This is a genomic window from Streptomyces sp. NPDC040610 (genome assembly GCF_055594065.1).
The window spans coordinates 110124-120911 of the sequence record NZ_JBVIXA010000019.1; the positions used below are offsets into that span (position 1 = coordinate 110124).

At 71.8% G+C, this 10788-nt stretch carries 13 protein-coding genes; 9 read left to right on the plus strand and 4 right to left on the minus strand.

Going from position 1 to position 10788, the window contains the following annotated elements; all coding sequences use genetic code 11:
- Positions 1-106 precede the first annotated feature (106 nt).
- The 5 genes from ACZ6AA_RS38245 to ACZ6AA_RS38265 all read left to right on the plus strand — a co-directional run bounded on the left by ACZ6AA_RS38245 (position 107) and on the right by ACZ6AA_RS38265 (position 4181).
- Complete coding sequence (locus ACZ6AA_RS38245; RefSeq protein ID WP_468461563.1) at positions 107-571, plus strand: peptidase inhibitor family I36 protein; 465 nt, start codon at positions 107-109, stop codon at positions 569-571.
- 203 nt (positions 572-774) lie between these two features.
- Positions 775-2154, plus strand: a complete 1380-nt coding sequence (locus ACZ6AA_RS38250; protein ID WP_471463047.1) for an NAD(P)/FAD-dependent oxidoreductase — start codon at positions 775-777, stop codon at positions 2152-2154.
- Between the two features lie 108 nt (positions 2155-2262).
- Positions 2263-3273: a hypothetical protein gene (locus ACZ6AA_RS38255; RefSeq protein WP_471463048.1), complete on the plus strand. Its 1011-nt coding sequence runs from the start codon at positions 2263-2265 to the stop codon at positions 3271-3273.
- A gap of 87 nt (positions 3274-3360) precedes the next feature.
- Positions 3361-3948: a DUF2975 domain-containing protein gene (locus tag ACZ6AA_RS38260; RefSeq protein WP_468461568.1), complete on the plus strand. Its 588-nt coding sequence runs from the start codon at positions 3361-3363 to the stop codon at positions 3946-3948.
- A complete protein-coding gene (locus ACZ6AA_RS38265) occupies positions 3948-4181 on the plus strand; it encodes a helix-turn-helix domain-containing protein (protein WP_471463050.1) in 234 nt (77 codons plus the stop codon). The genes ACZ6AA_RS38260 and ACZ6AA_RS38265 overlap by 1 nt, the downstream gene beginning before the upstream one ends.
- Positions 4182-4247: 66 nt before the next feature.
- On the opposite strand, the gene ACZ6AA_RS38270 is transcribed toward ACZ6AA_RS38265, so the two are convergent.
- The 4 genes from ACZ6AA_RS38270 to cynR form a co-directional block, all read right to left on the minus strand.
- Positions 4248-4892, minus strand: a complete 645-nt coding sequence (locus tag ACZ6AA_RS38270) for a hypothetical protein (RefSeq protein WP_471463052.1) — start codon at positions 4890-4892, stop codon at positions 4248-4250.
- Between the two features lie 105 nt (positions 4893-4997).
- Positions 4998-5873: a helix-turn-helix transcriptional regulator gene (locus tag ACZ6AA_RS38275; RefSeq protein WP_468483652.1), complete on the minus strand. Its 876-nt coding sequence runs from the start codon at positions 5871-5873 to the stop codon at positions 4998-5000.
- A gap of 32 nt (positions 5874-5905) precedes the next feature.
- On the minus strand, positions 5906-6649 hold the full coding sequence (locus ACZ6AA_RS38280; RefSeq protein ID WP_471463054.1) for a VOC family protein: 744 nt from the start codon (positions 6647-6649) through the stop codon (positions 5906-5908).
- A gap of 72 nt (positions 6650-6721) precedes the next feature.
- Positions 6722-7615, minus strand: a complete 894-nt coding sequence (gene cynR, locus ACZ6AA_RS38285) for a transcriptional regulator CynR (RefSeq protein ID WP_471463056.1) — start codon at positions 7613-7615, stop codon at positions 6722-6724.
- Positions 7616-7740: 125 nt separating this feature from the next.
- On the opposite strand from cynR, the gene ACZ6AA_RS38290 reads away from it, so the two are divergent.
- The 4 genes from ACZ6AA_RS38290 (at position 7741) to ACZ6AA_RS38305 (ending at position 10775) form a co-directional block, all read left to right on the plus strand.
- Positions 7741-8349, plus strand: a complete 609-nt coding sequence (locus tag ACZ6AA_RS38290) for a carbonic anhydrase (protein ID WP_471463058.1) — start codon at positions 7741-7743, stop codon at positions 8347-8349.
- A gap of 110 nt (positions 8350-8459) precedes the next feature.
- Positions 8460-8927 carry a cyanase gene (gene cynS, locus ACZ6AA_RS38295; RefSeq protein ID WP_471463060.1) on the plus strand — a complete coding sequence of 156 codons (468 nt, stop codon included), beginning with the start codon at positions 8460-8462 and terminating at the stop codon, positions 8925-8927.
- Between the two features lie 113 nt (positions 8928-9040).
- Positions 9041-9529, plus strand: coding sequence for a hypothetical protein (locus ACZ6AA_RS38300; RefSeq protein ID WP_468461583.1), 489 nt, complete (start codon positions 9041-9043; stop codon positions 9527-9529).
- A gap of 73 nt (positions 9530-9602) precedes the next feature.
- On the plus strand, positions 9603-10775 hold the full coding sequence (locus ACZ6AA_RS38305; RefSeq protein ID WP_471463062.1) for a barstar family protein: 1173 nt from the start codon (positions 9603-9605) through the stop codon (positions 10773-10775).
- Positions 10776-10788 lie beyond the last annotated feature (13 nt).

A 10788-nucleotide genomic window follows, 5' to 3' on the forward strand; every position in this document is an offset into this window, starting at 1 on the left:
CCCCCACACCACAAAGCCCCCACACCACATAGAACCCAACCGCAAAGCCCCCCACCACAAAGACCCCACACCCGAAAAACCCACACCACAAAGGAGCAGAACCGTCATGCGCCGAACCGGAATCCGCTCAGCCGCCGCAGCGGTGGGAATCGCAGCCGTGGCCGCCGTCATGATCCCGACGACCACCGCCCACGCGGGACCGAACTGCAACGGCATCTACAGGAACAACCCGACGGACGGCAACGTCCGCGCCTTCAGCGCCGAGGACTGCTACGGCACGATGATCGCGGAAGACGTCGACAACGACGTGAACTGGGCCTCGGGCGGTGATGTGTACAGCGCCAATGACCGTGCGAGCTCCGTCATGAACAACGGCTTCCCCGACACCCGCGACATCGTCGCCTTCTACGAACACGCCGACTACAAGGGCGGCTACGCCTGCCTCACCCTCGGCGAGAAGTACGCGGACGACCTCGACCAGCCCACCGACGTCTACACCAACAGCGTGCGCATCAACGACACCATCAGCTCCCACCAGTGGGTGTCCGACTGCAACTGGCTGGTCCACTGACACCCGCACCAACAGCCAGGTGACATCGCCGTCCTCCTCCCCGAACAGCCGTGACGGATCGGGGAGGAGGACGCGTTCCGGTGCAGCGTGCTCCCGTGCGCTCCCCGGGTGGTCTTGATCGTCCCTGTGGCACACGGTGAAGTGGCAGCAGATCTGAGCCGGGCGGACCGCGCCGTGCTGAGCCGAGAGAAACGGGACGGGTCATGGCCACGAAGAAGCGCAGCCCCAGGGACGGTGCTCGCTGGGAGCGGGCCGTTGTCGTCGGTGGGGGGTACGCCGGGCTCGTCGCCGCGCGCGTTCTCGCCGACCACTTCGCCGAGGTGCTCGTCCTGGAGCGCGACCCGGTGCGGCCGGACACGGGGGTGCACCCGCACATCCCGCAGGGCTACCACGCGCACGCGCTGCTGGCGAAGGGCGGCGAGGTCCTGGAGGGGCTCTTCCCCGGGCTGCGGGCCGAGTTGGCGGACCTGGGCGCGCCCGTCCTCGACTACGGCGAGCGCATCAGCTTCCTGCTGCCGACCGGCTTCGCGCCGCGCGACCCGGTCGGCGTGTCCATCCAGACCTTCACCCGCGACGAGCTCGAACGGCGCCTGCGCCGGCGGGTCGCGGCTCTCGCGCCGGTGCGCCTGCTCGCGGCCACCCACTGCGAGACGGTGACGGCGAGCGCCCCCGGCCGCCTGGACCGGGTGTGCTACCGCACGGCGGGCGCCGACGCGCCCGTGGAGGTCACCGCCGACCTGGTCGTGGACGCCTCGGGCCGCGCCACCTCCGTCGACCGCTGGCTCACCGACGCGGACCTGCCGGTGTCCGCCAAGACCGTCATCAAGGCCAAGATCACCTACACGTCGGCATGCTACGAACGCCCGCCGCAGGACCGCAGGGACGGCCCGGACTTCGACGTCGCGTACCAGATGACCTTCGCACCCGGCGTTCCGCGCGGCGGAGTGGTCCTCGCCGTGGAGCACCACCGCTGGATGTGCTCGCTGTTCGGTTTCGACCAGCACGTGCCGCCCACCGAGGACGAGGGCTACCTCGACTTCGCCCTGAGCCTCGGCAACCCGCGCCTCGCCGAACAGATCAAGCGCGGCACCCGGCAGGGCGAGATCCACCGCTACACCAACCCCGGCAACGAGTGGCGCCTGCACCACAAGAACCCCCGCTGGCCCGAGCGCCTGATCGCGCTCGGCGACGCGGTCTGCGTGTTCAACCCCGTGTACGGACAGGGCCTCACCGTCGGCGCGCTCGAAGCGGAGCTGCTCGGCCGTCTGCTGCGCCGCCGGAGCGGCGCCTCCGGCCTCGACGGCCTCAGCCGCGCCTACCAGCGCGGCGCGGCCCGCCTCATCAAGGTCCCGTGGACCATGGCCACCAGCTCCGACCTGATGTGGGCCCCCGGCAACCAGCCACTTCCCGCCCGTTTCGCCCACTGGTACAACGAGCACGTCTTCGCGCTCGCCGTGGGCGACCCGGACGTATGGGCCCGGTTCGTCCGCGTACTGAACATGACGGCCCCGCCCGCACTGCTGTTCCACCCGGCCGTGCTCGGCAAGGTGGTGCGCCGCGCGCTCACCCGCCGCGCGAGCTGAACCCGGGGGAGGGGGAGAACGAGGGGGGCGCGCCCCGGTCCCGGTGGGCTGGCGTGAAATCGATCATGGAATGATCATGAAGCGGCTCGCCAGATGTATACCTTTGCCGTGACTTTACGCGATTTCCTCCCCCTGACCTGCGCCGCGACCGTCCTGGCCGCGGCGCTCTGCGCCTCCCCCGCCGCCGCTGCACAGCCGTCGGCGACGACGCCCCGCACGGCCGCAGGCGCCGCCGCGCCCGCCGAGAACACGCTCTGCGTCTACAGCACGGAGATCACCGACAAGACCACCGGCGGCTACGTCTGGGACGTGGGCACCCGCGCCCACGCGCTCTGGAAGTCCGACGACTTCCAGAGCAAGTACGGACAGCTCTCCTACGGCGAGCAGACGAACAAGCTCCTGTACGAACTCAACGTGAGCCAGCACGTCTTCGGCCACAGCTGGCTCGTGCACTTCAACTCCGGCGGCGCGTTCCAGCGGCAACTCGCCGGGGGCGGCACGGCGCGCTACGACACGTACTCCTTCCAGCCCGAGGACCCCGACGGCCGCAACGGCGACGGCAGCCCGGTGGGCGGCATGTCCGTCAACTACACCGGCTACGACATCAACGCGCCCGGCAGACCCCTCGTCGAGTGGGACCGGCCCAGCCGCAAGCAGGACCGCGACGGCGCGTACGCGCCCCGGGCGGCCCGCTGCAAGACGCTCAGCGCCACCCAGCAGGCCGCGTTCGACCGGGAGATCGCGCGCCGCGAGCGGGCCGACGAGAAGTACACGCTCCTGCCGAGCTGGAAGTACCTCCTGACCGGCGGCTGGGCCGGTGCGCCCGCCCGCAACTGCACGACCTTCGCCCTCCAGGTGTGGGACGCCACGATGGCCAACTCCCCGTCCGAGCGCATCGATCCGACGCTCGGCCTCCCCGCGGCCGACCTCAACCGGCGCGGCGCGGAGATAGCCGCCGACCTCACCCAGAGCGAGTACTCGGCGTGGATCCCCGCCCTCGCAGGCAAGTGGATCCACGAGAAGAACGGCAACCGGGACGAGAGCGAGGAGGTGCCGCGCTTCGCGGACGACCACCTCGCACCCGCGACGAGCCCTGCCGGGGTCCGGGCCGGGGGCTAGATCACGGGCGGCGCGCAGCCGCGACTTGTCGATTATCGATATGGCCCGCTACCGTGGCCATATCGAAAATCGATAGGGAGGGATGCGATGAACACGCGACTCACGAGGACCCTGGCCTCGGTGACCCTTTTGCTCGCGGCGCTCTCTGGGCTCGTCTTCATCGGTACGGCGGTCACACACCTGACCGACGACGGGGCGGTCTGCGTGGAGACGGGCTTCTGGCGCAGCACCGAGGTGGCACCGAACAGCCTCCCGATCGAGAAGGGCGTGGAGGCGTCCGGCAGCGGCACCCGGCTCTGCCAGGACGGCCCCTCCGCGGGGCAGCGCGCCGCGGACCTCGGGGGCCAGTTGCCCTGGCTCCTCTACGGCTCCGTCGCGCTGCTGCTCTTCTCCCGGCTCCTGGACGCCGTCGTGGACAAGGGGCCGTTCACCGATACGGTGTCGCGACGGCTCTCCACGCTCGGCTGGGTCGTCGCCCTGGGCGCCCCGGTCGCCAGTCTCGTCGTCGGCTGGTCGCGCTCCTGGCTCGTCGGGAGCATGGCGCCGGTCGCGGGTTCCGGGCCCGAGATGGGCGGGTCGCTCGAACTCGTCCTCGCCGGACTCGCGGCGGTCGTGATGGGCAAGATCATGCGGGAAGGCGTACGGATGCGAGAGGACCTCGAAGGGACCATCTGATGCCCGAGGAGGAACTCCACGCGATCCGCATCCACCTGGACCGGATCCTCGCCGAGCGCGGCATGACCCTGACCGAGCTGTCCGCACAGGTCGGCATCACCGTCGTGAACCTGTCCGTGCTCAAGAACGGCCGGGCCAAGGCCATCCGCTTCTCGACCCTGTCACGGATCTGCGAGGTCCTGCGGTGCCAGCCGGGGGACCTGATCACCCACGACTCGGACGGGCAGGTCTAGCCCCCGTCCGGCCTCTGCCCGGCCCCCCCGCGCGGCCTCTGCCCCGGGCCCCCGCCCGACCCCCGCTCAGGAAGCGACCCGCTCCCCGGTCGGCTCGGCGACCACGATCTGGAGGTGACCGGGGGCGTACTTGCGGGACTTGGCGACCATCTTGGCCAGGTCGAGCTTCTGCCGCTGCACGGCCACGTACATCGGCGCCGGCATGGCCGGGTGCGCCGGGGGGACCTCCGCCCCGGCGGGCAGGGTCGCGCCCTCGCGCAGGCGCACGCCGATCAGGGCGTCCTCGCTGTTCGGGGGCGTGGCCACGACGAACTGGGTGACGTCGTTCCAGGGCAGCAGGACGTTTCCGACCCGCACTCCGGCGGCGTCGAACTGGAACAGGATGCGCTTGGAGTCGAACCAGGACGAGATGAACGGGATCGCGGCGACGATCACCACACCGCCCTTCATGTCGAGCGCCCAGCCGAGGAGTACGGCGAGGAGCACGACACCCGCGATGGCTCCCCAGAGGCCGGCCAGGTCCTGGGGCGAGAACGGGCCCGTGACCTTGTAGCGCTCCCACCGGCCGCGGCGCGCGGGCTGATTCGGATTCGACATCGGGGTCCCCCTGAAGTGATGGTGCGGTGCGTCGACGTACTCGAAGTACTGGCGGTACTCGGCGTGCTCGGCGTACTCGCAGTACTGGACCCAGGCCGTCGGCCTGAAGATCACAGTGGGGGACCTTAGTGACGTACGGGCGGGCTGGCTTGGACAAATATGACCTGCCCGGCACGGACCTGAAGCACGGACCTGAAGACGGTCTCTGGAGGCGGGGCCCTAGAGGGGGAGGGCGCCCTCCGCCGGGCGGGCGGCGGCCAACTCGCCGGGGGTGATGTCGGCGAGGGCGCGGAACTCGCGGTTCAGATGGGCCTGGTCGTAGAAACCGCAGGTGGCGGCCACGTCGTCGAGGCCGGTTTCCGTGCGGGCGAGCAGCCCCATGGCGCGGTGGAAGCGCAGCACACGGGCGGACATCTTCGGTGTCAGGCCGATCTGCTGGGTGAAGCGGCGGACCAAGTAGCTGTGGCTCCAGCCCACTTCGGCGGTGATCCGGGCGATCGGCAGGGCCCCGCCCGAGCGGGCGAGGAGCCGCCAGGCGTGGCTCACCTCGGGCGCGGGTTCCGGGCCGCGCCCGAGGCGGGCCAGTAACGCGGCGTCCAGCAGGTCGAACCGGGCTCCCCAGCCGCTGGTGGCCGCGAGGCGCTCCACCAGCTCTCCGGCCCGGGGGCCGAGGACGTGCGGGAGCTCGACCACCTGGTTGGTCAGCTCCCGCAGCGGCATGGCGAACAGCCGGTAGGCCCCCAGTGGCGTCAGTTCGAGCCGGATCGCCTCCTGGCCGCCGGGGTGGTCGCACACCCGGGGCCCGTCCTCCAGGCCCGCGATCAGCGAGCCCACCACGTGCTCGGCGGGGCCCGCGGGGTGCAGCCGGCGGACCTGGGCGAACGGCGCCCCCAGGCTGATCACCACGACGGCGCGGCCCGTGGGGACGAGCCGGACCCGGAAGGGCGAGACCGTCGCCTCCCAGTACCCGGCGTAGCTGTGCAGATAGGGGCGCAGCGCGGGCGGCCAGGGCCGGGTCACGCGCCACCGGCCGCCGCCCACCCGGGTCATCTCGACGCCCCGGCCGACAGCGCTCCCGCTCATGACCTCTGGCATGCCGCGCCCCTCCCGTGTGCCTGCCGTCGCGGTCAGCGGGTCCCGAGGACGCAGAACTCGTGCCCCTCCGGGTCGGCCATGCACCGCCACGGTACGTCGCCCTGGCCGAGGTCGATCTCGGTGGCGCCGAGGGCCCGCAGCCGGGCCACCTCCGTCTCCTGGTCGTCGCCGGAGTACGGCAGCAGGTCGAGGTGGAGGCGGTCCGGCACGGTGTGCCCGTCGGTCGAGCGGAGGAACTCCAGATACGGGCCGACCCCCTTGGCGGAGCGCAGCGAGGCGTGCTCGTCGGTCACCTCGTGCACGGTCCAGTCGATCGCCTCGCCCCAGAACCGGGCCATGGCCCGCGGATCCGCGCAGTCGACGACCACCGCGGCGATCGGCCCGGTGTCCCGGTAGATCTCCCGGGGCTCAAGGACGCAGAACTCGTTGCCCTCCGGGTCCGCGAGGACCGTCCACGGCACCTCGCCCTGGCCCACGTCGGCGGGCGTCGCGCCGAGGGCTTTCAGGCGGGCGACCAGCTCCTCCTGGTGGGCCGCGGAGGTGCTGGCGAGATCGATGTGGGTCCGGTTCTTCGTCGCCGTCTTGCCCTCGGGCACGGTCACGACATCGATGCAGACGGCGGTGGCGTCGGGCCACACGAAGCCCCCGCCGGGCTCGACGTTGGTCACCCCGGGAGCCTCGCTGGAGATCCCCCAGCCGAGCGCCTCCGCCCAGAACCGCCCGACCGCGGAGTCGTCGAGCGCCTTGAAGTTCACCTGTACCGGTCGCAGTGCCATGCCGGGGAGCCTATGCCGACGAGCCGTGGAACGGGCCATGAGGGCGGAGCGGGCCATGAGGGGCGGGGCGGCTCACATCATGGTCCGCGCCCACTGGGCGGCACGGTCGGCGAAGGCGCGGGCGGCGGCGCTCTGGTAGGTGCTCTCGCGGCGCAGGAGGGTGACGGTGCGGGAGGGGAGCACGGGGGTGAGGGGGATGGGGGTGAGGTGGGCGTGGTCGTGGGCGATGGCGTCGGGCAGGACGGTGGCCAGTGGGGCGCGCGCCACGATCTCGGTGAGGGCGTTGACGGAGTTGGCCTCCAGGGCGATGCGCGGCTGCACGTGGTGGTCGGCGAAGTGCTTGTCGATGTGCCTGCGGGTGGCGAAGTCACCGCTGAGGAGCGCGAATTGACGGTCGCCGAGGTCGGTGAGCGGCAGGGGCCCGGGGTTGTCGACGTCGGGGTGGTGGGGGCCGACGACCAGGCTCAGGGCCTCGGTGAACAGCGCGGTGGCCCCGACGCCCGGAAGGTGGGCGCCGCTGAAGGCGATGCCGAGGTCGAGCCGGTCGGCCAGGAGGTCGGCTTCGATGCGGTCCTGGGCCATCTCGCGCACGTCCAGGGTGATGCCGGGGTGGCTGGTGCAGAAGCCGGCGACGAGCGGGCCGGTGAGATAGGCGGTGAAGGTGGGGGTGACGGCGAGGCGGAGGTGTCCGCGGGAGAGGTCCTGTACGTCGAGGACCGCGCGCTCGCCCGCCGCGAGGTTCCGTAGCGCGCGCCGGGCGTAGTGGGCGTACGTGGACCCGGCGTCGGTGAGGCGCACGGTGCGGCCGGTGCGCTCAAGGAGCTGGACGCCCACGGCCTTCTCCAGCTGCTTGATCTGCTGGGACAGGGTGGGCTGGGCGATGCGCAGCTCTTCGGCGGCGCGGGTGAAGTTGGCGTGCTCGGCGACCGCGAGCAAGTAGCGCAGGTGGCGCAGTTCCGGCTTCATGCCCGCAACTATAGATGAGGCCAATAGCTGACAGTGATAGTGCGTCTTGGACGCTATAGGTGCAGGTCGTGCACAGTGAATGACGTCGGCCCCACCGGCAACCCGATCGAAGGGAGTGCGAGGCCATGCGTCATCTCGCCCAGGGAATCGACCGCTTCCAACGGGAGGTCTTCCCCGCCAAGGCCGGGCTCTTCGCCCGCCTGGCCACCACCCACCGGCCCGGCACGCTGTTCATCGGCTGCTCCGACGCCCGCGTCGTGCCCGAGCTGATCACCCGGTCCGACCCCGGTGAACTGTTCGTCATCCGCACCGCGGGCAACCTCGTCCCCGCCCACGCCCCCCACGCCCCCGGTGCCGACGGCGTCGCCGCGAGCGTCGAGTACGCGGTCGCCGTCCTCGGCGTGCGGGACATCGTCGTCTGCGGGCACTCCGCCTGCGGCGCCATGACGGCCATCGCCGAAGCGCACGACCTCAGCGGCGTCCCCGCCGTCGCCGGGTGGCTGCGCCACGCGGATGCCGCCCGGACCCGTACCGCGGCCGCCGACGACGGGCCCGAACTCGCCACGCTGGTCCGGGAGAACGTCGCCGCCCAGCTGACGAACCTGGCCACTCACCCCTCGGTGGCCCGCGCCCTGGCCGAGGGAGGTGTGCGGCTGCACGGCTGGGTCTTCGACATCGGCACGGGCGCGGTCGAGGAACTCACCGCCGACGGGCGCCCGGCGCTGGCGGCCTGACCCGCCCCTTCGCTCCCACTCCCGGCCCGGCCTGACCGGCCGTCCGGGCCCCCTTCTTCCCACCCCCCACCGAGAGGGGGATGGGGTCGTACGAAAGGAAACCCCTCAAGATGCAAGCCCAGTTCGACACCAACGCCCGTCAGCAGCTCGCGATCACCGCGGTCGAGGCCAAGACCCGCCGTGACCTGTCCTGGCAGCAGATAGCCGACGCCGCGGGCCTGTCCGTCGCGTTCGTCACCGCCGCCGTCCTCGGTCAGCACGCGCTGCCCGAGCCCGCCGCCAAGGCCGTCGCCGAACTGCTCGGCCTGGACGACGACGCGGTGCTCCTGCTGCGCACCATCCCCACCCGGGGGTCCATCCCCGGCGGCATCCCGACCGACCCGACGATCTACCGCTTCTACGAGATGCTCCAGGTGTACGGCACCACCCTCAAGGCCCTGGTCCACGAGGAGTTCGGCGACGGCATCATCTCCGCGATCAACTTCAAGCTGGACGTGCGGAAGGTCGCGGACCCCGAGGGCGGCGAGCGCGCGGTCATCACGCTGGACGGCAAGTACCTCCCGACCAAGCCCTTCTAGGGCATCCGGGCGGCACGCGCGGCCCTGGTCCCGCGCGTGCCGCCCGTGCGACAAGGCCGACCGCGGTGCCGTACGCGTGAACGGCCGACACGGCCGGTTGAGAGACTCGCGCCATGGGATCTTGGGGAACCTTGGGGCCGGCGCTGCTGTCCCTGGCCGGTGTCGCACTCGGCGCCGGGGGGACGATCGTCGGCCAGTACCTCGTGTCGCGGGCGAGCAACCGCCAGCTGGAGGTGCAGGAATCGGCGGCGCACCGCGCGGAGTTGAAGGGCGCGGTCCTCGCCTTCCTCGGCATCGCGTCGCGGGTGGAGAAGGTGGCGTTCACCCGCCCGGACAGCGGCGGCACGGTGGACGACGCGGCACTCGACCGACTCGTGGACGACCTGTGGCTCGCCCAGGCGGAGATCGATCTGGCAGCCCGGAGCGAGCCCTTGCGGGGCGCCGCCTATCGTTACGCGGCCCGTCTGGCCGAGGCGGTGCGGGGCGAGGTCACCGACTCCGCCGCCCTGCGCGGACCGCAGGCGCGGTTCATGGACGCGGCGTACGACGACATGTGGCCCGGGCGTCGGCGGGCGACCGGGGACCTCCTCGACGCCGGCTGACGCGCTGCGGCGAAGGGGCGAGACCGGCGCCGTATCGTGGGCGCCGAAAGGTGTTCAGGTGTTCGGGGGTTGAGTGCGGGTCGAAGATCATGTGGCCTGGGGGCGGGACTTCCCCGTGAAGTATCTCCTGGTCCACCAGGGCGAGGAGGATCAGGACGAGTTCTGGGGGCGGTGCGCGGGTGTCGAGGGCATGTTCGTGGACGAGGTGCCACCGCCGCGCGAGGTTCTGACGCTGCGGGGGTGCGCTCCCGAGGGGCTGTTGCGCGACGCGCTGACGGGCGGGGAGTCGACCGCCTCGCTGGGTGACGTGTGCGTCGAGGTCTGGGACGAAGAGCGGCCGTGGCAGTGGTGGACGTTGCTCGACTGCGTCGTCCTCACGCACCGGCCGAACCGTGACGATCCGGCCCTGGTGGACGTCGTGGTCGGCGCGGGCGTCGACGAGGAGCACGCCTGGTCGCACTCCCTGCCGACGTCACCGCGGTTCCAGCTGTTCGCGGGGTCCGCGAGAACGCCCGCCTCGGCCGGTCGATGCCTGGCCGTGGACGGGCTGTTCGTGACGCGCGACGCGCCGGAGCCCACGCCGATGACCCTCGTCGGCTGCGAGCCCGCCGAACCCCTGCTCGCCGTCCTGCGCCGACCGCGCGACCGGGACCGGGACTGGGTGGGGCTGTGGGCCCTGGACCGCACCGGCCGGGTGATGTACCGCCACGACGTGTACCTGGGCATCGAGTCCGCCCGGCCGTCGGTCCTCGGCGGCACCCTCCTCGACATCGAGCTCACCGACGGCGGCGAGGACAGGCCGCCGTCGCGAGCCCGCCCGATCTGGGAGACCTGGTACCAGGGCGCCCCGACCACCCGCAACCAATGGGCCCCGCTCTCCACCCAGGGCAGATCCGCGTGGCTGGACCTGACCGCCACCGGCATGAGCGAGCAGGGCCCGGACCGCACGGGCGGCGTCCACCACCTCGACGGCACGCACGTCACGGACGCACCCGGCCTGCACTGCGCCCTGGCCGAGGCCCTCGCGGGCCCCGGCGGCTACTACGGCCGGGAGTGGAACGCCTTCAAGGACTGCCTCCACGGCGGCTTCGGCACGACCGCGCCCTTCACCCTGATCTGGCACGACGCCGACATCGCCCGCGAGGCCCTCGCGGACGACATCTGGGACACCGAGACGGGGCTCACCTACTTCGAGGAGGTCGTCCAGCTCCTCGCGTCCCGCGGCGTCACGGTGGTGCTCCGGTGACGGTGCCGCGGGC

Bases quoted from the DNA above. Each gene is read 5' to 3' on its own strand.
- ACZ6AA_RS38260 (WP_468461568.1), top strand. From the start codon at position 3,361: ATGAACACGCGACTCACGAGGACCCTGGCCTCGGTGACCCTTTTGCTC.
- ACZ6AA_RS38265 (WP_471463050.1), top strand. From the start codon at position 3,948: ATGCCCGAGGAGGAACTCCACGCGATCCGCATCCACCTGGACCGGATC.
- cynR (WP_471463056.1), bottom strand. From the start codon at position 7,615: ATGAAGCCGGAACTGCGCCACCTGCGCTACTTGCTCGCGGTCGCCGAG.
- ACZ6AA_RS38275 (WP_468483652.1), bottom strand. From the start codon at position 5,873: ATGCCAGAGGTCATGAGCGGGAGCGCTGTCGGCCGGGGCGTCGAGATG.
- ACZ6AA_RS38300 (WP_468461583.1), top strand. From the start codon at position 9,041: ATGGGATCTTGGGGAACCTTGGGGCCGGCGCTGCTGTCCCTGGCCGGT.
- ACZ6AA_RS38280 (WP_471463054.1), bottom strand. From the start codon at position 6,649: ATGGCACTGCGACCGGTACAGGTGAACTTCAAGGCGCTCGACGACTCC.
- ACZ6AA_RS38290 (WP_471463058.1), top strand. From the start codon at position 7,741: ATGCGTCATCTCGCCCAGGGAATCGACCGCTTCCAACGGGAGGTCTTC.
- ACZ6AA_RS38245 (WP_468461563.1), top strand. From the start codon at position 107: ATGCGCCGAACCGGAATCCGCTCAGCCGCCGCAGCGGTGGGAATCGCA.
- ACZ6AA_RS38250 (WP_471463047.1), top strand. From the start codon at position 775: ATGGCCACGAAGAAGCGCAGCCCCAGGGACGGTGCTCGCTGGGAGCGG.
- cynS (WP_471463060.1), top strand. From the start codon at position 8,460: ATGCAAGCCCAGTTCGACACCAACGCCCGTCAGCAGCTCGCGATCACC.